At 67.6% G+C, this 25,900-nt stretch carries 19 protein-coding genes; 4 read left to right on the forward strand and 15 right to left on the reverse strand.

Going from position 1 to position 25,900, the window contains the following annotated elements; genetic code table 11:
• Positions 1-10: 10 nt before the first annotated feature.
• The 7 genes from KB874_RS10095 to KB874_RS10125 all read right to left on the reverse strand — a co-directional run bounded on the left by KB874_RS10095 (position 11) and on the right by KB874_RS10125 (position 12,086).
• On the reverse strand, positions 11-1,015 hold the full coding sequence (locus tag KB874_RS10095; protein WP_249200401.1) for an Acg family FMN-binding oxidoreductase: 1,005 nt from the start codon (positions 1,013-1,015) through the stop codon (positions 11-13).
• 83 nt (positions 1,016-1,098) lie between these two features.
• On the reverse strand, positions 1,099-1,905 hold the full coding sequence (locus KB874_RS10100) for a type II CAAX endopeptidase family protein (protein WP_249200402.1): 807 nt from the start codon (positions 1,903-1,905) through the stop codon (positions 1,099-1,101).
• Between the two features lie 132 nt (positions 1,906-2,037).
• A complete protein-coding gene (locus KB874_RS10105) occupies positions 2,038-8,004 on the reverse strand; it encodes a Hint domain-containing protein (protein WP_212536463.1) in 5,967 nt (1,988 codons plus the stop codon).
• Between the two features lie 175 nt (positions 8,005-8,179).
• Positions 8,180-8,677, reverse strand: a complete 498-nt coding sequence (locus KB874_RS10110) for a hypothetical protein (protein ID WP_212536464.1) — start codon at positions 8,675-8,677, stop codon at positions 8,180-8,182.
• The gene (locus KB874_RS10115) at positions 8,674-9,204 is read right to left on the reverse strand and encodes a hypothetical protein (RefSeq protein ID WP_212536465.1); all 531 of its coding nucleotides are present in this window, start codon (positions 9,202-9,204) and stop codon (positions 8,674-8,676) included. Before KB874_RS10115 ends, KB874_RS10110 begins: the two co-directional genes overlap by 4 nt.
• Positions 9,205-9,364: 160 nt before the next feature.
• Entirely contained in the window at positions 9,365-10,708 is a 1,344-nt protein-coding gene (locus tag KB874_RS10120) for a serine hydrolase domain-containing protein (RefSeq protein ID WP_212536466.1), read from the reverse strand.
• Positions 10,689-12,086, reverse strand: a complete 1,398-nt coding sequence (locus tag KB874_RS10125; protein WP_249200404.1) for an alginate export family protein — start codon at positions 12,084-12,086, stop codon at positions 10,689-10,691. The genes KB874_RS10120 and KB874_RS10125 overlap by 20 nt, the downstream gene beginning before the upstream one ends.
• 206 nt (positions 12,087-12,292) lie before the next feature.
• Here KB874_RS10125 and KB874_RS10130 point away from each other — a divergent pair, with 206 nt between their 5' ends.
• Positions 12,293-12,763 carry a hypothetical protein gene (locus tag KB874_RS10130; RefSeq protein ID WP_212536467.1) on the forward strand — a complete coding sequence of 157 codons (471 nt, stop codon included), beginning with the start codon at positions 12,293-12,295 and terminating at the stop codon, positions 12,761-12,763.
• Positions 12,764-12,773: 10 nt separating this feature from the next.
• Here the strand turns inward: KB874_RS10130 and KB874_RS10135 are convergent, their stop codons facing one another.
• Positions 12,774-16,055: a TM0106 family RecB-like putative nuclease gene (locus tag KB874_RS10135; protein ID WP_212536468.1), complete on the reverse strand. Its 3,282-nt coding sequence runs from the start codon at positions 16,053-16,055 to the stop codon at positions 12,774-12,776.
• Positions 16,056-16,347: 292 nt separating this feature from the next.
• Here KB874_RS10135 and KB874_RS10140 point away from each other — a divergent pair, with 292 nt between their 5' ends.
• Complete coding sequence (locus KB874_RS10140; protein ID WP_212536469.1) at positions 16,348-17,013, forward strand: HEPN domain-containing protein; 666 nt, start codon at positions 16,348-16,350, stop codon at positions 17,011-17,013.
• A gap of 92 nt (positions 17,014-17,105) precedes the next feature.
• Here KB874_RS10140 and KB874_RS10145 read toward each other — a convergent pair whose 3' ends face one another.
• Positions 17,106-18,452 (reverse strand): ATP-binding protein, encoded by a 1,347-nt coding sequence (locus KB874_RS10145; RefSeq protein WP_212536470.1) that lies wholly within the window; start codon positions 18,450-18,452, stop codon positions 17,106-17,108.
• Positions 18,449-19,108 carry a response regulator transcription factor gene (locus KB874_RS10150; protein ID WP_212536471.1) on the reverse strand — a complete coding sequence of 220 codons (660 nt, stop codon included), beginning with the start codon at positions 19,106-19,108 and terminating at the stop codon, positions 18,449-18,451. The genes KB874_RS10145 and KB874_RS10150 overlap by 4 nt, the downstream gene beginning before the upstream one ends.
• Positions 19,109-19,252: 144 nt before the next feature.
• Here KB874_RS10150 and KB874_RS10155 point away from each other — a divergent pair, with 144 nt between their 5' ends.
• Positions 19,253-19,579, forward strand: coding sequence for a PepSY domain-containing protein (locus KB874_RS10155; protein WP_212536472.1), 327 nt, complete (start codon positions 19,253-19,255; stop codon positions 19,577-19,579).
• Complete coding sequence (locus KB874_RS10160) at positions 19,572-20,237, forward strand: cytochrome b/b6 domain-containing protein (RefSeq protein ID WP_212536473.1); 666 nt, start codon at positions 19,572-19,574, stop codon at positions 20,235-20,237. The genes KB874_RS10155 and KB874_RS10160 overlap by 8 nt, the downstream gene beginning before the upstream one ends.
• Positions 20,238-20,309: 72 nt before the next feature.
• Here the strand turns inward: KB874_RS10160 and ppsA are convergent, their stop codons facing one another.
• The 5 genes from ppsA to KB874_RS10185 form a co-directional block, all read right to left on the reverse strand.
• A complete protein-coding gene (gene ppsA / locus KB874_RS10165; protein ID WP_212536474.1) occupies positions 20,310-22,706 on the reverse strand; it encodes a phosphoenolpyruvate synthase in 2,397 nt (798 codons plus the stop codon).
• A gap of 82 nt (positions 22,707-22,788) precedes the next feature.
• On the reverse strand, positions 22,789-23,520 hold the full coding sequence (locus tag KB874_RS10170; protein ID WP_212536475.1) for an SDR family NAD(P)-dependent oxidoreductase: 732 nt from the start codon (positions 23,518-23,520) through the stop codon (positions 22,789-22,791).
• Positions 23,517-24,290: an SDR family NAD(P)-dependent oxidoreductase gene (locus KB874_RS10175; RefSeq protein WP_212536476.1), complete on the reverse strand. Its 774-nt coding sequence runs from the start codon at positions 24,288-24,290 to the stop codon at positions 23,517-23,519. Before KB874_RS10175 ends, KB874_RS10170 begins: the two co-directional genes overlap by 4 nt.
• The gene (locus KB874_RS10180; RefSeq protein ID WP_212536477.1) at positions 24,287-25,078 is read right to left on the reverse strand and encodes an ABC transporter ATP-binding protein; all 792 of its coding nucleotides are present in this window, start codon (positions 25,076-25,078) and stop codon (positions 24,287-24,289) included. Before KB874_RS10180 ends, KB874_RS10175 begins: the two co-directional genes overlap by 4 nt.
• On the reverse strand, positions 25,075-25,875 hold the full coding sequence (locus KB874_RS10185; RefSeq protein ID WP_249200405.1) for an ABC transporter permease: 801 nt from the start codon (positions 25,873-25,875) through the stop codon (positions 25,075-25,077). Before KB874_RS10185 ends, KB874_RS10180 begins: the two co-directional genes overlap by 4 nt.
• Between the last annotated feature and the right edge of the window lie 25 nt (positions 25,876-25,900).

Raw genomic sequence — 25,900 nt, forward strand, 5'->3', positions numbered from 1 at the left:
CCCGGCGCGCTCATGCCAGCACGGCGGCGACGGGGCGGCGAGCCGACATGGGCAGCGCAGGCGCCCGGCCAAAGCGGATCACCAGGTCGGGCCGCGCGCCCGGAATGCCCAGCCAGCGGGCGAACTCCTCGCGGATCGGCGGCACCTCGACCGGCTGGTTGAGATGGGCGGTGCGGATGCCCAGCGCCGTCGCCTGAAGCGCGAAGCGTTCGAAACTGCGCCCCACCGCGATCCAGTGCGCGGGATCGGGCCTGTCAGCCACGAAGACGGCAATCCCGGCAGACGACCGGACATGGTCGCGATACTTGTCGGTTTCCGACGCCTTGCTGAACACCGCCTTGAACAGTCGCGGCCCGAGCCATTCCGGCAGCACCGGATTGCCCGAGCAGGCCGAGAACAACCCATCCCCCGTCGCAAGCGCGCGCGCCGGGCTGAAGCGGAGCCAATCCAGCAATTCCTGCACCCAGTCGGGATCGTCCATCTGCGCCTCGTTTCCCGCGATCACCAGGTCGAGGATGGCGTCGCGGTCGGCGGACTCGGTGAATACCTGGACCGAGACGCCCGCCTCTCGCGCGGCCTCTGTCAGCAGGGCAAGCTCGCTGGCCGAGACCGGGGCGCCGTCATAGACCGACCGGGTCGACTGGCGCAACGGGATCGCGTCATGAAGCGCACCGGGCGCGGGGGCGGCCTGGCGCAGCGCGATGTCGATCCCGGGGGCGGCGCCGTCGCCGATCGCGACCTCTGCCGCGCGACCATGCGCGGCGGCGGCGATCACCAGGTTTTCCGCCGCGCAGCCTAGGCTGACGAAAAGGTGGTGGTCGTCCGGGTCGGCCACCGGTGTCCGCCGGGCCGTGTCCGGCAGGATCGCGAGTCCCGAGCCGTCCAGCCGGAAGGTCCAGGGCTGGGTGTTGTGCCCGTTGGCGGCCAGCGTGGCCATGCGGACGAATTCGGCAAGCTCCGGATCGGCGGCAAGCGCGCGGCGCTGGCGCTCAACGGCCTCCAAATATCCGTCCATGCGCGGCCAGGCGGCATAGCCGACGGCCCCGGCCCCAGCGGCGACCAAACCTGCGCCGACAAGGGTTCTGCGAGAGAGAAGGATCATTTGAGGTGCTCCAAGCCGGGGGGAATGACATCGGTCACGACGCCCTCCCGCGTCAGCATCCGGTCCCGCAAGAGCCAGACCACGCCGGCGGTCACGGCGACGAGGATCCAGCTGTCCCAGGGCTGCGCATCGGGCCAGAACGGGTTGATCAGCTGCCAATGGAACAGCATCGGCAACAGCAGGCTGCCCCGCGCTGCGTTGAAGATCGGCGTGACCAGGATGGCCAGCGTGACGTTGCCGACGAAGAAGGGCAGGAACTGCCACTCTGCAAAGACCACGCCCGAGAGGAAGAAGGCGGGCAGGTGCCACAGGCCCCAGATCGTGCCGATGATGGCGCCCGCCCAGAGCGGCGCGACCCTGCGTTGCAGCAGCGGCTGCGCGACGCCGCGCCAGCCGAATTCCTCGACCGGGCCGAGGAACAGCATCATCAACAGCAGCGATACCACCGGCCCCGCGCCCTCGGGGGGCAAGGGCGCCAGCAGCGGCCCTCCCTTGATCCGCGACCCGGCCATGTAGACCAGCGGGATCACGACCAAAATCAGCGCCCAGCCCCAGGCTGGGCACCGCCAGAATGTCAGCCGCGACAGGAAAGCCCGCAGCCCGTCCCCGCCGCCATGCCACGACACCACCGCAAAGGCGGCGATGGCTGGTGCCCACGTGGCGAGAAAGAACAGCGGATGCCCGCCATGCAACGCTCCGAAAAGCGTGATCATCGGTGCAGACCAGAAGATGTAACCGCCGAGAATTCCCCAGGTGATGGCGAAGGTAATCGCCAAGAAGGCCGCAAGACTGCGGCTGTCCATTTCTGGAACCGCGCGCGTTCCGGGAGTCGCCATGACCGGTGCCTATCCGTTGCGAATCTGGCTGGACCGTAACACCTGGCCCGCGCGGGCTGCCTTGTCCGGGATCAAGCTGCGCGGGATCTGGACAGGACTCTAGCCGCGCCCCCCGCGCGGCATCGCAAAGCGGCGCGCCTGTGCGCCATAGACCGTCCTCACCCGGTCGCCCGGCAGGTCGCCGGACAGATCCGGAAAGACCTCGAAAAGCGCGGCCGCCTGCTGCGGCGCCAGCATGCGCAGGGATGTCGGACCGGGATAGAAGCTTTCGCTGGGGACGCCATTGGCAAAGACGACCTCGTGCCGCTCGAACATGAGGTGGACATAGACCACCTCGCGCTTGCCATGGGCGATCCGCACGCCCCGGCGCGAATCGAGCAGGTGGATGGCGCGGCGGAACCGGTCCTGCCCGACGAGGATGCCGTGCTGCCGCGACACCAGCAGGTCGCGCGAGGCCCCAAGAACGCCACGGCGCAAGACGACGGGCCTGAGCTTGGGGTTGGCGCGCAACTCCAGCGGCCCGATGCGGCGGCACCCGATCCAGACCACCGGCTGCGGCCCGTTGTCCAGCGTCACGACGCGGTCGCCGCGGCGCAGCGTCTCGACCGGGACAAGCCCGCCCGGCGTGTCGATCAGCGTGCCCGCGGCAAAGCAGACGACCCCGGTATTGTCATAGGCGTAGCTGTTCGCATCGGCGCCCTGAACCGTCATGCCGCCCGCACCGAATTGCGCGTTGTCGGAATAGTCGACGGTCTTGCCCTCGTCGTCGAGCGTGTTCGACTGGTTCAGGATACCGTCATCCGCCTGGTCGGCGCGCAACTCGTCGAGGCTGTCGTAATAGGCGCCAAGCCCGAGGACATCGTTGTTGCCGCTGTCGCCGTCACCGATGGCGCCGCTTTGCCCGGCGCCGAAATCGGTGATCGTGTCGTTCCCGGCTGACACGGCAAAGAAATCGTCGCCCTCTCCGCCGGTGACGAGGTCGGCGCCGCTGCCGCCGGCGATCGTGTCGTCGCCCGCCCCCGCGTCGATGACAAGGCCGCCACCATCGGCGGAGGCTTCGAGCGCATCGTTCCCCGCGCCGAGGAGGATCCGCTCGAACCCGTCGAACCCGGCCGTGTCGATGCCATCGCCGATCGTGCCGGCACCGTCGCCAGTGAACCCGACGACCAGCGGGCCGGTGACGGCAGAGGCGTCGAGCGTGTCATCGTCCTGGCCGGTCGTCGCGTCATCGCCGCCGCGCAGCGTGTCGTTGCCGAACCCGTCGCCCAGCACGACGCGGTCGGCATCGGCCCCGCCATCGACAAAGTCGGCGCCGGTTCCCCCGTCCAGCCAGTCATTGCCTGCCCCGCCCGAAAGGCTGTCATTGTCCTCGCCGCCGATCAGCGTGTCGTCGCCCTCGCCGCCCTCGAGCGTGTCTTTGCCCAGCGTCGCCACGATGCTGTCGTCGCCGGTGCCGCCCATCAGGCTGTCGTCACCCTCGGAATTGCGCAGCGTGTCGTTGCCCGCACCGCCCAGCAGAGTGTCGTCACCGCTGCCTGACAGCAGGCTGTCGTCGCCATCGCCCCCGTCGATCAGGTCGGACCCGGCGCCGCCGGAAAGCGTATCGTCGCCGGCACCGCCATGCAGCGTGTCATTCCCGGAGCCGCCGGCCAGGCTGTCGGCGCCCCCGGCTGCGATCACCTCGATCCCCGACCCGTCCGCTGTCAGATCGGCCAGGTCGGCACTGTCACCAAGGACGATCCGCTCGACCTGGGAAAAGACGATGACATGCGTCCCGTCGGTGATCGTGCCCGCGCCATCGCCGGAGAAGGTCACGGTGACGGGACGCGTGACCGCCGACAGATCGATCGTGTCGAGATCGGAGCCCGTCGTCACGCTCTCGCCCCCGAGGATCGTGTCCGCCCCGAAGCCGTCGGTCAGCACGAAGACATCCGCATCGGCGCCGCCCCGCATCAGGTCGTCGCCCGCCCCCCCGAGAACGCGGTCGGCCCCGTCGCCGCCATCGAGCGTATCCGCGCCGCCACCGCCATCCAGCGTGTCGGCCCCCGCATCGCCCATCAGGCTGTCGGCACCATCCTCGCCATAAAGGGTATCGGCATCGGCGCCACCGGACAGCGTGTCGTCGCCAGTGCCACCCAACAGCATGTCGGCCCCGGCATTGCCCAGCAGGCTGTCGGCGCCGTCGCGCCCCGCGAGGACGTCATTGCCCGTGCCGCCCGAGATCGTATCGCTCCCGATGCCTCCGACAAGGGTATCGGCACCGGCATCGCCGGACAGCAGGTTGGTGCCGCCCGCCATCACGATCACGTCGTCGCCGTCGCCTCCCTGCACGGTGTCCTGCGAGAGGGCGTCGGTTTCGAGGCTGGTGATCGTGTCGTTTCCGGCACCGCCCTCGGCGAGGTCGGCCTTGCCCGTCGCGCCCTCCTCGCCCAGTTCGATGAGGTCGGCGCCATCGCCGCCGCGCAGGATGTCAGCCCCGTCGCCACCGTCGAGCGTGTCGGCGCCGCTGCCGCCGGTCACCGTGTCGTCGCCGCCCTGCGCATGGATCCGCGTGCCAAGCGTATCGGCCGAGGCGTCAGCCAGGTCGGCATGCCGGGACAGGAAGAAGGTCTCGATCCCCGACAGGTCGAGGGTAGAGACGCCGTCGGTGGCGGTTCCGGCCGCATCGCCAGTGAAGGCGAGCGTGACCGGGGCCGACAGGGTGGTGAAGTCGAGTGTGTCCTGCCCCTCGCCCCCCAGAACGGTGTCGCCGTCGAACCCGTCGCGGATCTCGATCCGGTCGGCCCCCGCGCCGCCATCCAGCCGGTCGGCGCCGCCCCCGCCCCGAAGCGTGTCGTCGCCGGAACCGCCGCTGAGGGTCATCGCGGCATTGCTGGCCGATCCGTCCATCAGGTCGGCATGAACGGTGCCCTGCACGATTTCGATCTCGGCAAAAAGGGCAGAGCCCGAGGCGGCGGTGAAGGTGACGGTGCCTGCCTCGTCGCCGGTGAACACCACCTGCGCGCCGCTGGCGGCGCCCGCGTTGCCCAGTTCCAGCAGGTCGGAGTCGAGCCCCGACTCGCCGCCGTAAAGGACATCGCCTCCCTCGTCGCTGGAAAAACGGATCGTGTCTGCATCGGCATCGCCGAACAGGGTGTCGTTGCCGCTGCGCCCGTCCAGCAGGTCGCCGCCGGCCGCGCCCACAACCGAATCGTTGCCGCTGCCGGCATCCACGGTGTCGCCACCGCTGCCGCCAATGAGCGTATCCGCCCCGCCGAGCGCCTCGATCCGGACGCCCAGGCCATCAGCCGAGGCGTCGAGCGTGTCGCCGTGGTTCGACAGCCGCCACGCCTCAAGTTGCGAGAAGGCTGCGGAACCGCCCACTCCCGCCATCGTGCCGGCCCCGTCCCCGGAGTAGCTGACCGCAACCTGCGACCCCAGAGCGCTGGCGTCGATCCAGTCGACGTCGGCCCCGCCCTCGCCCCCGAGGATCGTGTCCGCGCCGAACCCATCGCGGGCGAGGAACGTGTCGCCGTCGTCGCCACCGTCAAGCCGGTCATCGCCCGCGCCCATGACGAGCGTGTCGGCCCCGGCACCCCCCAGCAGGGTGTCGTCACCTTGCTCGCCGTCGAGATGGTCGGCACCGCTGCCACCGTCGAACGTGTCGTCCCCAGACCCGCCGAACATCGCATCGTCGGTGCCGTGACCGATACCGGAATCGTTGCCCTCGTGCCCGACGATCAGGGCGCGCTCGCCCATGTCGGCATGCTGCAGCGTGTCGTCTCCGCCGGTGCCCTGCACGATGCGGTACGTGACGCCCTGGAACGAGCCGTATTCGACCGTGTCCAGCGTGTCGGCCCCGTCGCGCGAGGCCGTGAGATCGCGCACCTCAAGGCTGTCATCCGCAAGGCGGCCATAGCCGTAGCTCCAGACGGCACCCGAAAACACCGCGAGGTCGTCGCCATCGCCGCCGATCAGCGTGTCGTTTCCCGTGACCCCATGCAGCGTGTCCGCCCCCGCGCCCCCCGACAAGAGGTCGGCACCGTCCTCGCCGCGCAGACTGTCAGCGCCACCCCCGCCTTGCAGCGTGTCGTCGCCGAGATGTCCATGCAGGGTATCCGCGCCGGTGGACCCGATGATCAGGTCGTTGCCCAGGCCGCCATCGACCTCGTCGATCTGCGTCAGGGTATAGTGCGAGAAATCCAGCGTATCGTTGCCGGAGGTCCCGTAGATCATGTCGTAGCCGCCGCTGCCGCCGTGGATCTCCTCGATCCCGGTCAGGTTCGACAGCCCGCTGGAAACAAAGAAGTAATCATTGGTCCAGCTGCCCAGCAGCATGTCGTGACCGTCCCCGCCATCGACCTGGTCCAGTCCACCGCCAGAGCCGTACACCAGGAAAGCATCGTCGCCCGCACCGCCGATCAGCGTGTCATTGCCGCTGTTGCCATCGATCGTGTCGGCGAAATCGGTGCCGATGATCTGGTCATTGCCCGCGCCGCCATCGATCTCCTCGATACTGGTGAGGGTCAGGCCGGACAGGTCGAGGACGTCATCGCCCGAGGTGCCGTAGATGTAATCGTAGCCACCGCTGCCGCCATGAATTTCCTCGATCCCGGTCAGGTTCGACAGCCCGCTGGAAACAAAGAAGTAATCATTGGTCCAGCTGCCCAGCAGCATGTCGTGACCATCCCCGCCATCGACCTGGTCCAGTCCACCGCCAGAGCCGTACACCAGGAAAGCATCGTCGCCCGCACCGCCGATCAGCGTGTCATTGCCGCTGTTGCCATCGATCGTGTCGGCGAAATCGGTGCCGATGATCCGGTCATTGCCCGCGCCGCCATCGATCTCCTCGATACTGGTGAGGGTCAGGCCGGACAGGTCGAGGACGTCATCGCCCGAGGTGCCGTAGATGTAATCGTAGCCGCCGCTGCCGCCATGAATTTCCTCGATCCCGGTCAGGTTCGACAGCCCGCTGGAGACAAAGAAGTAATCGTTGGTCCAGCTGCCCAGCAGCATGTCGTGGCCATCCCCGCCATCGACCTGGTCCAGCCCACCGCCAGAGCCGTAGACCAGGAAGACGTCGTCGCCCGCACCGCCGATCAGCGTGTCATTGCCGCTGTTGCCGTAAAGGGTGTCGTCGCCATCGCCACCGTCGACCGTATCGTCGCCGGCCTGGCCGTCCAGGCTGTCGTTGCCGGCCCCGCCCAGGACCAGGTCCGAACCCGAGCCGCCCAGCAGCGTATCCGCACCGTCATCGCCGCGCAGCGTGTCCGCGCCGCTGCCCCCGACCACCGAGTCCTTGCCGCCGCCCGCGATGATCTCGACCCCGCCGGTATCTGCCGACAGCGAGACGATGTCGGCGCCGTCACCCAGCACGATCCGCTCGATCCCGGTGAAGCTGGCCGAGTCGGTGCCCGACGTGATCGTGCCCGATCCGGTGCCGTTGAAGGTGACCCGCACCGTGCCCGCGATGCCGGACAGGTCGATCGTGTCCAGATCGCTGCCCGCAACCGCCGTCTCGCCCCCGAGGATGGTGTCGCTGCCGAACCCGGCCGCCAGCACGAAGGTATCGGCATCAGAGCCGCCCTCCATCCGGTCGTTGCCCGCCCCGCCGCGCAGCACATCGGCGCCGTCGCCCCCGAACAGCGTGTCCGCCCCGGCACCGCCGTCCAGCGTATCCGCCCCGGCGCCGCCCGAAAGGGTGTCGTTGCCGTCCTCGCCGAACAGCCAGTCCTGTCCCATGCCGCCCGTGATCGTGTCGTTGCCGCCCCCTGCCAGAAGCTCGCCGCCCCCGGAACCGGCAAGCAAGGCATCGCCGCCCTGCCCGGACGCAAGCGTGGTGAAGAAGGAAAACGCCGTGCCCGCACCCAGCGTGGCATCCATCGGCCCGGCATCCCCCGCCTCGCCGACGACGACGCTGGTCGAGCCGTTCGATATCGTCAGCGTACGCGCCGAACCGTTGAACGAGACGGAGAACCCGGCAGGCAGGGCGGACAGGTCGAGTTCATGGCCTGCCGTCGACTCGGATATCGCCGACCAGAAGGCCGGATCGGACCAGTTCGAGACGGTGACGACATGGACAGTCACGGAAGACACCTCTTGCGCAGCCAGCGATCAGTGCGGGTGACTTTCCGTGAAAAACGTTAAGATTGCAGGACTATCAATAATTTGCAGCAATATGCACGGCCCGCGAGGCCACGGCGCGGCCGCGAATGCGTGCGACGGCTCAAGTCCGGCCCGGAACCGGATCGCCAAGCGCTAGCTAGTGGATGAGCACCTTGAGGGCCGCCAGCGCGACGCCGATGCCGCCGGCAATGAGCGAGCCGAGGATGGCGCGGACCATCCCGCCATCGGCGACCCAGCCCACGCGCGCGCCCAGAACCATCAGCAGCGCGATGCAAAGCCCCTGCGACAGCAGAACCGCCAGTTCCACCGTGATCCAGCCCATCGCCGCCGCCACGAAGAACAGCGTCGGCAGGTTGGCGACGGCCAGCGTCGGATAGCTGTGGTGCCATGCATCGCTCCATCCGCCGCCACTCAGCCGTGTGCCATGGTCCAGCGCATGGGCCAAGAACTCGGCAAAGGCCTTGGCCAGCGTGATCGCGAGGACCGAGCCGAACAGGACGACGGCGGTCTTGAACGGTGCATCGGGATGGTCGCCCGCCGCCATCAGGATGCTGAGCACCATGATCGCGCCGTAGATCAGGCCGAAGGCGGCCTTGTCGATCCTTTGCCAGCCGCTGACTCCCTGCGCGCTCATCTCGGTTCCACCAGGGACCGGTTGGCGAGGAACTGGCGGTTGCCGATGCCCGGCACCGTTGGGTAGTAGGTGCAGGTCAGGCGGCCAATGGTCGGGCGGTCCGGCACCACGACCCGCCCCCTGTCACCGCCTCCGCGCGTCAGGTCCCGGATCAGATCGTCGAGGATCACGCTCAGAAGCCCGCGCGGTTTGCACCGGATTTCGGCCGCCGCCCAGGCGCGGTTGTTGTTGCAGGACTGGCGGCGCAGCTCGAGAACGATCATGCCATTCGCAAGGGCCCAGCCCAGCCGCCCTTCGCAGGCCAGTTGCGGTCCCCGCACCGAATAGGTGCCTCGGCGACCGCGGTTGACACAGAAGGTCAGCTGGTAGGGACCGTAGAGCGGACGGTCCGCACGGTAGCAGCCGGAAATCAGGGCGCCCTTGGGTGCGTCCGGGACCACCACGCGCGCATCCTGCGCGTCTGCGGCCGAAACCGCGAGCGACAGCGAGAAAAGGAAACCCGCACACAGTGCCTTGACCAGCTTCACGCTTCTCCTCCCGGAAAGACCCGCCAGGACATCGGGCGGATCGTCTTGATCCTGGGCGCGGGCGAGGCGGTCAGCTACGCGCCGGGCCGATATGCAACGCGGTTTCTGTCCACGACTCCGAGGCACGCCCTACCCGGCGGAACCAGGCCGCCTTTCGCCCTCAGTTGTTCGCCATCAGGAATTCCGCGACGGCCTGGTAGGCGGGCAACGAGGTCGGGTCGATGAACCCGTTCTGCGCCTGCGGGAAAGAGGCCAGGCGCACCAGGACCATCTCCGCCGTGGGATCGACATAGATCGTCTGGCCGTGGACCCCGCGCGCCGCAAAGGCACCGTGGTCGTTGTGCAGGACCCACCACTGGCTGGTATAGCTGCCCGCACCGAAGGTCGGAAAGCCATCGCCGAACTTGGACCGGTCGCCGCCTGCGCTGATCTTCTCGACGACTTCCGCCGGGAACAGCCGTTCACCATTCAGCTCACCTCGGTCCAGCATCAGTTGACCCAACCGTCCAAGGTCGCGAAGGCCGGCGGTGATGCCGCCGCCTGCAAATGGCACGCCCTTGCCGTCGACGGTCTGATAGGCGTCCTGTTCCACGCCCATCCGGCGCCAGAGCCGCTCGGAGGCGAGATCGGTCACCGGCTTGCCGGAGACCCGGCTGATGATCCAGCCCAGCATGTCCGAGTTGATCGTCTTGTAGTGGAACTCGTCGCCGTGATTTCCCTCCGGCTGGACCTGCTGGAGGTATTCCCAGTAGCCATCCGGCCCGTCATATCCTTCGGGCTTGGGCAGGGGGCTGGCGGCAGCGGAATAAAGCCAGATATCGGCGTTGGGATCAGAGTAGTTCTCGGAGTATTTCACCCCCGTGGTCATGTCCATGACCTGGCGGACAGTGGCGCTGGCAAAGGCGCTGTCGCCGATTTCCGGGATCACGTCGCGGACCAGAAGCGTGTCGTCGAGCGTGCCTTCGACCACCATGATCTCGGCCAGAAGGCCGGTGAAGGACTTGGTCATCGACATGATGGCGTGCTTGCCATCCTCTTCGAGGCAGCCGAAATAGCGCTCGTAGACCACCTGCCCCTTGTGCAGGATCAGCATGCCGTCGGTATAGTTGGCGAAAAGCGACTCTTCCCATGTCATCGGCTGGTCGCTGTTCTGCGGCAGAAAGGTGACCGCGTCGATCTGCGCCCGAAGCTCGGCAAACTTGGCTGGCGACGGGTAGTCCAGTGGCACCGGCGCGCCGACGCCGCGGCTGATTTCCTCCGTGGGCAGGAATTCACGCAGATGGCAGACCGACCAGCGCAGCCGAGGGAAGCTGAAATAGACACTGTCGGGTTGCGTGATCATCTTGTCCGCGGGCGGTGGAAAGCCCTGCATCCAGCCCATGACGCGGGGGTCCGAATCTTGCGCCGACAGCGGTGCCTGCTGGGCCGCGACGCCACTGGCGGCCCCCAGCGCAAGGGCCACGCCCGCGGCAAGGGTCACGAGATCAGAAGTTGACGACGACATTGATGAATCCTCCGGTCCAGGGGGCTGCGCTCCCGCCGACGACATTGTCGATCGCGGCACCCGGGAAAGAGATCGAGACACCGGCTGTCAGGAACGTGTTGCGATTGATGATGCGGCTGTATTCGAGGAACAGGTCGTCGGCGAGATGGGCTTTGGTGACGCCGGAAACCACGTTGCCGTTCACATCGACACGGGTTGCCTGACCGAACTGGACGGGGCTGTTCAACTCGTTCGCCCGGATATGCGCATAGCGAAGCGTCCAGGTGTCCTGCGGCGTCGGCTGAACCCGCACCGCCAGCGTCAACGCGTTCACGTTCGAATTGATGAAGGTCGAGGCGGATTTCGATCCGGTCGCCCAGGCGCTTGGGCTGCCCTGATAGTAAAGCGGATCGAACCGTTCGAGTTTGCCAGTGTTCGGATCGTCACCGGAAAAAGTCTGGTAGCCCAACGTCACGTTCGGCGACCATGGCACATTCGCAAACGTGTATCCGGCCGTCACCCGCCCGGCCCAGGCCTCCAGGTCGATCCGGTCGTTCCACTGATAGGCGAAGTCGCCCGTGAAGGTCCAATTCGCAAGGGCACCCTCGAACGGGTTCGTCTTGGCATAAAGACCAAGCGTGCGGGTCCCCTCGCGCGCGCCCGGTGTCACGGTCGGGGCGCCGACCCCGCCAGGGGCGGCTTGCGGATAGGGCGAGTCGGAATTGAGCACGTTGACGAACGTCCCACCCAGATAGCCGCCCCGCGGGTCGTCGTAGCGCAGATCGAAGCCCGCCAGTTCGTTGTGCCCATCCGTTGACGGCAGTTCGTTCGGATCGAGGTAAAAGGCCGTTCCCGTGACATTCCCGTAGGAGAGCCACCCGATCGCCGCCATTTCCCAGGCCTTGCGAGGGCCAAGCTTCAGCGCCCCGCGTTCGAACCCGCTGGTCGCGCCGTTGGCGATCAGCATACCGGTCCCAAGCGTCAGCTCGCGCGGACCCAGTGACAGATCATAGGACAGGTCGGAGCCAAGCTCTCCGCGGATGGCAAGATAGGCCTCCTCGAGCGTGTTCGCGCCGGTATCGCCGGTGTCGAAGGCATCAGTTCCCCAGGTGTAGGACGACACCGCCGAAAGCTTGCCGTAGACCACTGCGCCCGTGTCGAGCTGATGTTCAAAGCTGACCCCGGGCTTTATATAGCCTTCCAGCCAGTTCGTGTCGGGGTCAAAGCCGCTGCCCGGGTTTGTCGTTCCTGCCAGGTCCCAGAACAGGTTGCGCTCGGCGACAGCGTTCAGGCCGAATTGCAGGTGACCGCGGATCTTCGTGCCGTTGGCGTCGTGGAACAGCATCGGGTCGCGTTCCTGCGCCAAGGCGGCGGAAGCCGCCAGCATCCCGCCGAACATCGCGATTGCCCGGGTCTTGCGCTTTCGGGACGGAGGCCTGTGGCTTGCGGAAGATGCCCCCGTGGCAGAGCCGTCCTGCCTGGCAGTCTTTTTGCGCGTCACGTCAAAACCCCTGTCTAATTGAGTTTTTTCAGACTAGCCCATATGGCTTGATCCGCAAGACAGCCTGCGCCCAAAATGGGCGGACCATCGCGAAGGGGGCACGGATGCCGACACGCAACACGAAAGAGGGTGACTTCATCAAGGCGAACTTCGCCTCGATCTGGCCGGTGCATCTGGCGGGGTTCACGCGCCTGCTGGCCCAGTTGCGGCGCCACCTGGACGGTGACCTCGACATGCTGCTGATCATGGCGGTGATCGGTGATCGGACCAGGCCCGATCGCTGGAGCCCCGAACTGTCCACCTATCGACAGTTGACGCGGGACAGCGACGAACCGCACCACCAGCACCCGATCAACATCCAGTCTGTGGCCGATTACTCGGGCATCCCACGCGAGACCGTGCGGCGCAAGATCCGCGTGCTGGAGGAAAAGGGCTGGATCACGCGGGATGCCCAGGGGCATCTCGCCATATCGGCCAGCGCCGCGCCCGACCTGGCCGAAGCGACGGGCGACAGCATCGCCTATCTCGCCCGCATTCTGATCGCCTTTGAGGAAGCCCGGAAACCGGGCGACTGAACCCGGTGTGTCACCCGTCCGCAAGGGGCAGCGAGCACAGCGTGTTGACCAGCCGCATCTGCTCGATCGTGTCGCATTTCGCCTCGCGCAGGCGCGGGCTGCCAAAGACCAGCGCCAGCCCCTTGGCGCGCGACACCGCGACGTTGATCCGGTTGAGCGAGAACAGGAAATCCATCCCGCGCGGCGTTTCCTCGGCCGAACTGGCGGTCATCGAGACAAGGCAGACCGGCGCCTCCTGCCCCTGGAACTTGTCCACGGTCCCGACACGGATGTCGTCGGGCAGGGCGGCGCGCAGCGCGTTCACCTGCGCGTTGTAAGGCGCGACCACGATGATGTCGGTCTGCCGCATCGGGCGGGTCGTTCCGTCCCTGTCGGTCCAGCTGCCTGCCAGCAGGTCGGTCGCGGCGGCCTTGATGGCGGCCACCTCCTCGGCGCTGATCTGCGCGTTGCCCTCATGCGCGACCGGCACCCAGAAGGCCCCGGCCCGCGGAAAGCGCGTGCCGGCCACGGATTGCCGCGCGGTGTCGGGATGGCTGGAGAGCCGCCCCTCGTATACTTGGTCCGAGACAAAGCGGCAGACCTCGGGATGCATCCGGCGCGAGAGCGGCAGAAAGATGCCCCGGTCGGGGGGCACCGTGGCGTGATCGTCCAGCATCCAGTCGAGGCAGGACAGGTTGGCAGGCGCGGGATGCGCGCCCTGGATCACCTGCGGCAGCTGGCGCGGATCGCCGACCAGCACGATGTTGCGCGCCGCCAGCCCCATCGCGGCCATGTTGGCAAGGCCCACCTGCCCGGCCTCGTCCACGAACAGCCAGTCAAAGGCCTGCACGTTCTCGGGTCGGGCAAAGAACCATGCGGTGCCGCCCACCACGTGGCGGCAGGCAGCCGCCTCGGCATTGTCGTCCGTTGCGGCGACGGGGCAATCGCCCGGATAGAAATCCGCCTCGCCCGAGACCTTGTGCATCATCTCGAAGCTCATGTCGGGATCGTCCTCGCGCAGCGCGGCGACGCAGCCCATCAGCACATTGCGGATCGCCTCGTGGCTGTTCGAACTGACGCCGACGCGCGCACCCGAGCGGACGAGAGACAGGATCGCCCGCGCCGTGACATGGGTCTTGCCGGTGCCGGGCGGCCCCTGGATCGGCAACACGGTGCCCTGCATCGCCTGCACCGCGGCGATGGTGCCCGCGACCGGGTCGGCACCACCCAGGATATCCGCATGCGGGCCACCCGCCAGGCGTGGGGCGCGGCGTGACAGCAGGTCGTCAACTGCCATGAAAGCGCGCGGCCCGCACTGGTCGGCGATCACGCCGCGCATCGCCTCGGCGATCACGCCCGTTTTGATCGGCCAGTCCGGGTGCAGGGTCAGCCGCTCGGCCAGCAAATCCGCCCGCGCCTTGCCGACCTTGACCATGATTTCGCGGGCGCGCAGGTCGAGCGCCTCGATGCCGACACTGGTCGGGATGCCGTCCAACACCGGCACCGTGGCGCGCTTTCCTTCGCGCAGCTTGGTATCCTGCTGGGGAAAGCGATAGCGGCGTGCAACGGATTGCTTGACCGGCTCCAGCGGGCCTTTCGCCTCGAGCCCCGCCAGCGCGTCGAGATCGTCGATCAGGTCCTGTTCGTCCTTGCCCACACTGTCGAACACCGCCCATTGCGCGGGCTTGGCCTCGCGCCGGTGGAACAGCCCTAGGTCGAACAGCATCGCCTGCCTGTCCTCGGGCAGGTCGGAGGCCGCGAGCATCGCGCGCAGCGCCTGCGCCTCCTGGTCCTCCGTTTCCTCCTTGTCGCTGGCATCGATCTCCAGCACGGGCCAGGGCCCCTCGGGGCGGATCGACACCAGCCAGTCGCGCAATTCCTCGGTCGAGATGCAGTCGATGCGGTTGTAATCCTCGATGTCGTCGAGGATCTGCTGCTGACCCGTCTCGCGCCATGCCTCGTAGGCCACGACAGAGCCGCCCGCCGTCTTGACCTCACCTTCGCGCGTGCGGCCATAGAACGCCTCCATCGACTTGATCGAGTAATTCGCCTCTGACCCGATCAGCCCGCCCCGGACGACGGCGAAAAGGTCGACGAACCGCCGTTCGCGCATGAGACGGTCAAGGAAAGCCTCGCCGATCCCGTATTTCGTGGTCAACCGCCGCAGCGCGGTGATCTCGTACGGGGCATAGTGATAGATACGGGCGTCGGGATAGGCCTCCAACCGGGCACGGAAGAAGTGCAGCAGGTCGTCCAGCGCCCGCGCCTCGGCCACGTGGTCATGCGCCCAGAAGGCACGGAATTGACCGTCGAACCAGACCCCGTGCAGGTATTCCAGCCCACCCTCGAAATGCGGATCGCCCTCGATGTCGTAGAACAGGTCGCCGGGGCGCGGCTGCGGCAGGAGGTCAAAGCCCTTGCCGGGCTCGGGCGGACGCAACTCGAACGCCGGGTCGCCGGTCTTGCGCGCATGTTGGAGGCGGGCCTGGGTGGACAGGCGCAGGCGCGTGGCCTCTGCCATGCCGCTGACCGGGTGTTCCAGACCGACCAGCGCCTGCATTGTCGTGATACCCGCCGCCTCCAACTTCTTGACCTGGACGCGGGTGATGTTGGCCACGGTGAACAGGCTGTCCTCGGCCAGCCAGACACTGTCGCAATGCGCCGACCAGCGGCACAGCGCGCAATCGGCGCAGGGGATCGGGCGGGTTTCCGGCGGATCGGCCACGAAGGCCTCCAGCCGCGTCCGCGCGCCGCGCGCGTAATGGGCATACTCGGCCAAGCGCAGCGTGCCGCGTTCGCCGGTGCCCAGTTCGACATGGGCGAATTCGGGCGCCGTGCCCTGCACCTCGGCCAGCAGGTCGGAGTAGAGCACCAGTTGCAGGACGTGCTTGGGATGCGGCTTGCGCTTCAACTTGGTGTCGGCGACCTCATAGCTGAATTCCCCAAGCGCCGAGGGCCGCTCGACCCGTTCGAGGAAGTCAGACCAGCCGCCCCAGTTCCCGGACAGGAAGGCGCCCTGGAACACCACCTCGGCGCCCTGCGCCAGCGCGGTGCGGGTCGCGGCGGCGTCTCTTGCGAGATCGCCGCGCCGGATCTCGACCACCGCCTTGCCCGCGTCCTTGAGCCGCGAAAGATGCGCCGCCTCGTGGGCGTCGCCCTGTTTCTGCAACAGCGCCGCATCCTCGCTGTCCTCGCCCGGCTCCGGCCCCTCGCCCCGCAGGCGCAGCAAGTCGAGCCCTGTCGCATGGACGCAACCCATGAAGCGCATCAGGTCGGTCGCAGAGAACAGGATCCTGTCGCCAAGCGTCCTCATGGGTTCCTCACACTCGTCACGCCACGATGCCGGACGCCCTTGTGCCCGGCCGGATCGCAGCCTGGTTCGACACCACGACGGTGTCAAGATTTCGCTTGCCCTGCGGGCCCTTGGCAGGGTTTCCTGCCAGGCGGAACCAAGGCGGTGCGCCCTGCCGGGCCCAGCAACTGATGACCATCAGAACTCACAAGGAATCGGCTCGACAGGACGCAGGACCATACCTAGCCTCTCTGGGTGACAAACCCTGACAGGGTGCGGGACAGGCGGCAAGGACACGGGACAGGACAAGGCCATGACTGGGCAGACGACCTTCGTCACCCTCAAGGAAAAGCAGCGCGCCATCCGCGCCGGCTTTCCCCAGACAATGGGCCTGCGCGTGCACCGCGCCATCAGCTGGATCGGCAGGGCCGAGGCCTGCGGCGAGGACCATGACGCGCGGTTCATCTTCCTCTGGATCGCCTTCAACGCCGCCTATGCCGACGAGCGCGAGTTCCTCTCCGCCCCGGTGCCGGAACGCGACGCGTTCCGCGACTTCTTCGGGCGGCTGACGGCGCTGGACGCCGAGCGGCGCATCTACAAGGCGGTCTGGCAGCGCTTTTCCGGCCCGGTGCGGCTGCTGCTGGAGAACCGATATGTCTTCAACCCGTTCTGGCAGCATCACAACGGAATCGCCGGCTGCGAGGATTGGGAGGACCGCTTTCGCCTATCGGCGCGGACCTTTGCCCGCGCCTTCCAGGACGGCGACAGCGTGCGCGTGCTCAGCCTGGTCTTTGACCGGCTTTACGTGCTGCGCAACCAGCTGGTGCATGGCGGTGCCACCTGGAACAGCGCCGTCAACCGTGCCCAGGTGCGCGACGGGGCGGCGATCCTGGGTTTCCTGATGCCGATCTTCGTCGACCTGATGATGGACCACCCGCAGGAGGATTGGGGCCAGCCCTTTTACCCGGTGGTGTCCTGACCGCTCGTCGCGGCGCGCCGAAGAACAGGATGTCGAGGCCGCGCCCCGACACGAAATTCGCGGATCACCCGTTCGACATCGAGAGATCGGCGTCAGCCCTGAGGCTTGGGCGCGGCGACCGGCAGGACCACCCGCGCCTCGAAGCCAGTCTGGTGTCCCGGGCGGGGCGAGGCCAGCACCAGCTTGCTGCCGATCCGTTCGGCGATGGCGGCAGCGATGGCCAGACCCAGGCCGCTGCCCTCGGCCCCGCTACCGGCACGCTCGAACCGCCCGGTCAGCCGCGCCAATGCCTCGGGCGGCACCACCGGCCCGTCATTGGCAACGACCAGCGCGCCATCCGCCGCCAGGGACACCGTAACGGGCAGGTCCCCGGCGCCGTGTCGCAGGGCGTTCTCGACGAGGTTGCGGCAAAGGATGCCGAAGGCGTCCGGGTCTAGATCGGACAGGACCGGCGTTTCCGGCAGCGTCAGGGCGATGCGGTCGGCATCGGCGGCCCGGGCAAGGTCGTCGATCACCAGCCGCGCGGGAATGCGCAGGTCCGAGGCCCGGTCGAGGCGCAGCCGACCGCCCTCGACCCGTGCCAGTTGCAGCAGCCGTTCCGACAGCCGGGTGAGGCGTTTAAGCGTGGTCTCGATCTCTGCCGCCCGCGCCCGCGCCGCCGCATCCCCCGTCTCGGCCTTCAGCCGCTGCGCCTGCGCGATAGCGCCGGCCAGTGGCGTGCGCAATTCATGCGCGGCATTGGCGGCAAAGCTGCGCTCGGCCTCGAAGGCGGCGTTCAGCCGGGCCAGCAGCCCGTTCAGCGTCTCGGCCACCGGCGCGATTTCCGACGGCAGGCCCGCCACCGACACCGGCGACAGGTCGCGCGCGCCGAGCGCCGCCAACCGGTCGCGGAACCGCCGGACCGGCGCCAGGCTGGCGCGCACCGCCAGCACGATGGCCAGCAGCGCCGCCGGCACGACGACCAGCAGCGGCAGGCCCAGCCCCATCTGGATCTCGCGTGCGACCGAGGCGCGATGCGCCAGCGGTTCGGCGACCGTGATGCGGATCGTCCCCATCACCGCGTCGTCGCCATAGACCCGATGGGTCGGCGTGTCGCGAAAGCCCGGCCCGTCCCAGGGCGGAAAGACCGCCGGGTCGGCGGCATGGGATTGCAGCAGTATTCGCCCCTGCGCATCGCGGACCAGGTAGGTGAAGAACTCGTCATGCGCGCGCACCGCCGCAAGGCGCTGCGTCACTCCCTCGGTCTCGCGCCCGAGGATCTCTGTCACGGCCAGCGGCAGGATGCGTTCGGCGGTCTCGCGCAGGGCCGAGTCGAAGACCTCGTCCATCTCTTGGCGCAGGATCACCGCCGTGACCGAGGCCGTCACCAGCCACAGCAGCGTGATGGCCAGGCCCAGCGACAGCGCCAGCCGCGCCTGCAATCCCGACGGCCGCCTCATGCCCGGCCCAGCCGGTAGCCAAGGCCGCGTTCCGTCTCGATCACCGTGCTGCCCAGCTTCTTGCGCAGGCGGCTGACATGGACCTCGATCGTGTTGCTTTCGACCTCCGAGTCGAAGGCATAGAGCTTGTCCTCGAGCTGCGCCCTCGACAGCAACTGGCCGGGGCGCGACAGGAAGGCCTCGAACAGGGCCCATTCGCGCGCGGTCAGCGTCACCGGCTTGCCGTCGCGCAGGACGCGGCGCGCGGCCAGGTCGATGTCCAGCGGGCCATGCGTGACGATCGGGTTGGGATTGCCGGTGTAGCGGCGCGCGACCGATCCGATCCGCGCCGACAGTTCCGCAAGATCGAAGGGCTTCACCAGGTAGTCGTCGGCGCCCGCGTTCAGCCCCTCGATCCGGTCCGACACCTGGTCGAGGGCAGTCAGGATGATGACCGGCGTCACGTCACCCCGCGCCCGCAGCGCGCGCAGAAAGGGAATGCCCCGGCCGTCGGGCAGCATCAGGTCCAGCAGGATGAGGTCATACCCGACCCCGCGCAACGCGTCGCCCGCCGCGTCCAGCCGCGTGACCCAGTCGACCGACTGGCCGTCGCCGGCGATCTGGTCGCGCACCGCGGCGCCCAGCACCGTGTCGTCCTCGATCAGCAGAATACGCATGGTCGCTCCTGGTCCCGTCCGTCGCATCCTTCTTTGCCGCGACGCCTGACAGGGACCTGACGCAATGCCGCGCCGCGCTTCAGGTTGGCGTCAGATTCGGGGTGCAGAAGAGGTGTCAGGAAATCCATGAACGGAGTGTGACCCATGAACAAGACCCTGACAATTCTCGCCGCGCTGGCGCTGTTTCCCGCCGGTGCCGCGCTGGCCGATGACGACTGCGCCGTGCCGATGGCCGACTGGCAGCCGATGGAGGCGGTGACGGCACTTGCCGTTCAGAACGGCTGGACGGTGCAGCGGATCAAGGTGGATGACGGCTGCTACGAGATCGACGGACGCGACGCGCAGGGCCGCCGGATCGAGGTCACGGTGCATCCCGGCACGCTTCAGGTCGTCGAGATCGAATACGAGGATGACGACGACGATTACAAGAACCGCTCGGACGACGACAGCAAGGAACGCGACGATGGCTGAGACGGCAACCCATGACGACATCGGGACACAGGGCACCGTGCGGGTCTGGGACCCGCTGGTGCGCCTGTTCCACTGGAGCCTCGTCGCCGCCTTCGCTGTCGCCTGGCTGAGCGCCGAGGAACTCTCGACCGTGCATGAGGTCGCGGGTTATGTCGTCGCCGGTCTGGTCGCCTTCCGTCTGGTCTGGGGCCTGGTCGGCAGTCGCTATGCGCGGTTCGCCCAGTTCCTGAAGGGTCCGGGCCAGACGATGGCCTACCTGGGCGACATGGCACGGGGGCGCGAACGGCGCTACCTGGGCCACAATCCGGCGGGGGCGGCGATGATCGTGGCGCTGCTGCTGTCGCTGTCGGGCACGGCCTTTACCGGCTGGCTGATGGAAGAACCCGACCGCATGGCGATGCTGCCCGCCCTGCCACAGATCGTGGCGCCCGCCTTTGCCGACGAAGACGGCGACGACGAACGCGGAGAGCATGGAGAAGGTGGCGAAGGCAGTGAGGCGCTGGAGGAAATCCACGAGACGCTGGCAAACCTGCTGCTTCTGCTTATCGCGCTGCATGTGGGCGGCGTGGTGCTGGCCTCGTTCCGCCACCACGAGAACCTGCCCCGCGCCATGGTAACCGGCGACAAGCGCGCCCCCGGCGCCGGCGACATCGCCTGAGCATCCCCCGGCCGAGCGTCCCTTCGGCCCGACTGGCCCCGCCATCCCCGGCGGGGCCTTTTTTCGCTCGGCTCAGCCCTTTGCAGGCAGATCGCGTTCCGCCTCGGCCACATGCGCCTTGACCGCCAGGAAGCTGTCCGGCGTGATCGAGATCGTGTCTATGCCCGCCTCGACCAGCAGCCGCGCAAAGCCGGGGTCGTTGCTGGGCGCCTGCCCGCAAAGGCCCACCTTGGCGCCCGCCGCGTGCGCCTTTTCGATCACCGTGCGGATCATCCACAGCACCGCCGGGTCGCGTTCGTCCCAGAGGCTCGCCAACGCGTCGGAATCCCGATCGATCCCCAGCGTCAGCTGCGTCAGGTCGTTCGAGCCGATGGAAAAGCCGTCGAACCGCTCCGCGAACTCGGTCGCAAGGATCACGTTCGAGGGGATCTCGCACATGACATAGACCTGCAAGCCCGCCTTGCCGCGTTCCAGCCCTGCCTCGGCCATGACCTGCAAGACGCGGTCGGCCTCGCCCAGCGTGCGGCAGAAGGGGATCATGACGATGACGTTGTCGAACCCCATCTCCTCGCGCAGCTTGCGGATCGCCCGGCATTCCAGCGCGAACCCGTCGCGATAGGCCGGCGAGTAATAGCGCGAGGCGCCGCGGAACCCGATCATCGGGTTTTCCTCCTCCGGCTCGAATTGGCGCCCGCCCAGCAGGCCCGCATATTCGTTGGTCTTGAAATCGCTCATCCGCACGATCACCGGCTTCGGATGGCAGAAGGCGGCGATGCGCGACAGGCCTTGCGCCAGCTTGTCGACGAAATACTGGGACTTGTCGTCATAGCCCTTGGTCAGCGCCTCGATCTCGGAGCGGGCGGCCTCGTCCTTGAGCTGGTCGAACCGGGTCAGCGCCAGCGGGTGGACCTTGATCGCGTTCGACACGACGAATTCCATCCGCGCCAGGCCCACCCCATCGGCGGGCAGGCGCCACCAGCGGAAGGCGGCGGCGGGGTTTGCCAGGTTCAGCATGATCCGCGTGCGGGTTTCGGGCACGGTTTCGGGATGCAGTTCCTCGACCTCGAATTCCGAGGTTCCGGCATAGACGATCCCCTCGTCCCCCTCGGCGCAACTGACGGTCACCTCCTGCAAGTCATGCAACAGCTCGGTGGCGTTGCCCGCGCCGACGATGGCGGGCAGGCCCAGTTCGCGGCTGACGATGGCGGCATGAGAGGTGCGCCCGCCGTGATCCGTGACGATGGCTGCCGCGCGCTTCATGATCGGCACCCAGTCGGGGTCGGTGTTGGGCGTCACCAGCACCGAGCCGTCGATGAACCGGTCGATATCCTCGGCGCTTTCGATCAGGCAGACCGGACCCGAGACGACCGCCTGTCCGACGCTGAGCCCGCGCAGCAGTTCCGGGCCGTGGCTTGTCACCCTGTAGGATTTGAGCGCCCCGGTCTGGCGGGACTGCACCGTTTCGGGTCGGGCCTGAACGATGTAAAGTAGGCCGGTTTCGCCGTCCTTGGCCCATTCCATGTCCATCGCCATGCCGTAATGGTCCTCGATCACCACGGCATGACGGGCCAGTTCGAGGATGTCGTCATCCGACAGCACGAGTTTCGCGCGCTCGGCCTTGGAACAGGGGACGATGCGGGTTTCACCGCCAGTCGCGCCTGCGTAGATCATCTTGCGGTCCTTGGCGCCGACCTTGCGTTCGAGGATCGGCACCAGCGAGGGGTTGTCGAGCAGCGGCTTGAACACCTGGTATTCGTCGGGGCTGACAATGCCCTGCACCACGGTCTCGCCCAGGCCCCAGGCGGCGTTGATAAGAACGACCTTGTCAAAGCCGGATTCCGTGTCGATCGAGAACATCACCCCCGACCCGCCGATATCGGAGCGCACCATCTGCTGCACGCCGATGGACAGCGCGACCTGCCCGTGGTCGAACCCCTTGAGCCGTCGATAGGTGATGGCCCGGTCGGTGAACAGAGAGGCATAGCAGCGCCGGCAGGTCTCCAGCAGCGCGGCCTCGCCGCGGACGTTCAGATAGGTCTCCTGCTGGCCGGCGAAACTGGCGTCGGGCAAATCCTCGGCGGTGGCGCTGGAGCGGACGGCGACCGAGACCTCGGGTACACTCGCGCGCTCGGACAACGCCCGATAGGCGGTCAGGATCGCGGCGCGGGTGCGTTCGGGAAATTCGCCGCCGATGATGGCGTTGCGGATCGTGCGTCCCGCGTCCTGAAGCGTCATCCGCCCTTCGTCCAGCCGCTGCATCGTGTCGGCGATGGTCGCGTCGAGCGTGTTGGCCGCGATATAGTCGCGAAAGGCCCCCGCGGTGGTGGCGAACCCCGGCGGGACGCGGATGCCCTTTGGCCCAAGGGTCGAGATCATCTCGCCCAGCGAGGCATTTTTCCCCCCCACCAGGGGAACATCGCCCCGGCGCAGATCCTCGAACCAGATGACGGCGTTTTCTTCGCGCTCCATGACGGTGCTCCTCCCGGCTTGCTCCGGCCACACTGGACCGGCGCGGCGCGGGCGGCCTTGACCCGTGTCAAGGCGCGGGCACTCAGGCCATGACGCTGCCGCCGTTCACCCCGAAACACTGGCCGGTGATGAAATCGCCGCCCGGACCCGCCAGAAAGACCGCCATCGCCGCGATGTCCTGCGGCTGGCCGAACCTCGCCAGCGGCGTGGCGAGGTCGCGGGCGATCTGGTCTGTGCTCATGGACTGGGGGCTGGTCATGTCGGTGTCGATGGCGCCCGGCGCGATGGCGTTCACCAGAATCCCTGGCGCCAGTTCCCGCGCCAGCGTCCGGGTCAGCGCGATCACCCCACCCTTTGAGGCAGTATAGGCCGCCATATGCTCTCGCCCCAGAAGGCCAAGGTCACTGGCGATATTGACGATGCGCCCCTGTTGCGTGCGGCGCACAAAGGCGCGTGAGCAAAGGAACGGGCCGCGCAGGTTGACCGCGATCACGCGGTCGAATTCGGCGGCTTCGGTTTGCGAAAGCGGCGCCTCGCGCAGGATACCTGCGTTGTTCACCAGGATATCAGGCGGGCCGAACCGGGTGCAGGCGGCGTCGAAGAACGCCTCGACGGCGGCTTCCTCGGCCACGTCGGCGTCAACCGCCAGTCCTTCGGACAGCGCGTCGATCTCGGCCAGCGTGTCGACGGCCTGCGCATCGCCCGGATGACAGAAGGCCACGCGCGCCCCCTGCCCCGCCAGCGCCAGAGCGATGGCCCGCCCGATGCCGCGCGACGCGCCCGTGACCAGCGCATGCTTGGCGGACAGGGTCACGCCATGACCTCGCCCCGGTCCAGGTGCATCGCCTGCCCGGTGATGTCCGCCGCCCCCTGAGAGGCGAGGAACAGGTAGAGCGGGGCAAGGTCGGCAGGCTCCAGCAGCCCGTCTATGGCCTGCGCCGCCATGATCTCGGCGGCGATTTCGGCCTCGGTGCGGCCAGAGGCCTGCGCCATCTCGCGCAGCGAGTTCATCGCCGGGCCGGTGCGCACCCAGCCGGGGCAGACCGCGTTGACGGTGATCCGGCGCGGACCCAGCTCGCGCGCCCACGCCCGCGTCAGCCCAAGCGTCGCGTGCTTGCTGGCGACATAGGCGGAAAACCCCGCAACCCCGATCCGCGACCAGATCGAGGCGGTCAGGATGATCCGCCCGCCATCAGGAATGTGCCCGATCAGCGCGTCGGTCACGTTGCGCGTGCCGGTGACGTTGACGGCGATGATCCGCTCGAACGTCGCGTCGCCGTCCGGGTTCGTGCCGGTCAAAGGCGTCGGTCGTTCCAAACCTGCGTTGTTCACCAGCACATCGACGCGGTCGATCCCTGCCAGCGCCTCTGTCACCGCCGCCGCATCGGAAATGTCGCAGCGGATCGCGCGCACCTTGCCCGGCATGGCGGCGGCGGCGTCGTGGATCGCGTCCACCTCCGACAGGATCGTCAGGTCGGCCCCCGCCTGCGCAAAGGCTGTGGCGACGCCCTGCCCGATCCCGCTGCTGGCCCCCGTGACCAGCACATTGACCCCGGTGAAGTCGAAGCGCAGTCGCCCGGTCATGGCTGCCCGCGTCCTTCCTCGCGCATCAGCCGCATCAGGTGCGCCTCGAGCGTGCCATAGCCGTCGCGGCTGACCAGGTCCTCCTTGTCGGCGATGCGCTGGCCTTGCTTGAACTCCGGCACGATCTCCTGCTTCACCCGGCCGGGATGCGAGGACAGGAAGACGATCTTGTCGGCGAGGAATATCGCCTCCTCCAGATCGTGGGTCACGATCACCATTGTCGTCGAGGTCTTTTCGGCCACGTCGATCATCAGTTCCTGCATCAGCCAGCGCGTCTCGGCGTCCAGCGCGCCAAACGGTTCGTCCATCAGCAGAACCTCGGGCCCGTTGGCCAGCGTCCGCGCGATGGCGACCCGCTGGCGCATGCCGCCGGACAGTTGCGAGGGATAGGCGTCGGCGAATTTCGTCAGCCCCACCAAATCGATGAACCGCGCGGCGCGCTCGCGCCGTTCGTCGGGCGCAACACCGTTGATCTTCATCCCGAATTCGACATTGCGGCGCACCGACAGCCAGTCGAAGGACGTATAGGCTTGGAACACCATGCCCCGGTCGCGGCCCGGCCCCTGAACCGTGCGGCCGCCGATCACGATCTCACCCGCTGTCGGGGTTTCCAGCCCGGCCATCATCCGCAGCACCGTGGACTTGCCACAGCCCGAAGGGCCAAGCAGCACGCAGATCGAATTCCGCGCCACGTCGAACCCAATCCCGTCCACCGCCAGCACCGACTTGCCACGGCCCAGGTCGAACCGCTTTGACACGGCGCGGATTTCCAGCGCGGCGTCGGTCATCGCGTCCTCAGATAGGGAAAGGCCAGCCGGTGCAGCGTGGCAAAGGCAAGGTCGAACAGCAGGCCCAGTGCCCCTATCACGATGATGCCCGACAGGATCTCGTCGGTGTTCAGGAAGCGCCGCGCGCGCATCATCATGGCGCCGATCCCGGTGGTCGAGGCGACGATCTCGGCGATCACGAGGTAGGTCCAGGCCATCGCCAGCATCTGCCGCATGGCGGTGACGATATCCGGCAGGACCGAGGGAAAGATCACCCGCAGAACAACAGTGCGCGGGTTGGCGCCCAGCGTCAGGGCGGTTTCCACCAGTTCTTCGCGCACGGTCTTGGTGTGATCCATGATCAGCGTGATGAGGAAAAAGATCACGCCGATGAACAGCAGCGCCAGTTTTGGCGCCTCGCCGGTGCCGAACCACATCAGCAGGATCGGGATGAAGGACGGCGCCGGCAGATAGCGCCAGGCCGAGACGAAGGGCGCAAAGATCGCCTCGATCCAGGGAAAGGCCCCCATCATCACGCCCAGCGGCACCGCCACCGCGCAGGCCATACCAAAGGCCGCCAGCACCCGGCCGATGGAGATCAGCACGTCGCCGCCGAAGTCGCGGGCGAAAAAAAGATCCCACGTCGTCGCAAAGACCTTCTGCGGCGCGGGCACCAGCAGGTCGTTGACCAGCCCCAGCCCCGAGGCCGTCACCCAGACGCCAAAGAACAGCGCCCAGATGCCGATGCCGGAAATCATCCGTTGCGGCCGGCCAACCGGGGCGCGCAATCCGAAACTCCAGAGGGATGGTCTGGACAAATCCGCTCTCCCGGCCAGTGGCCTG

This window comes from Thetidibacter halocola (genome assembly GCF_018224955.1).
GTDB classification, from domain to species: Bacteria; Pseudomonadota; Alphaproteobacteria; order Rhodobacterales; family Rhodobacteraceae; genus Thetidibacter; species Thetidibacter halocola.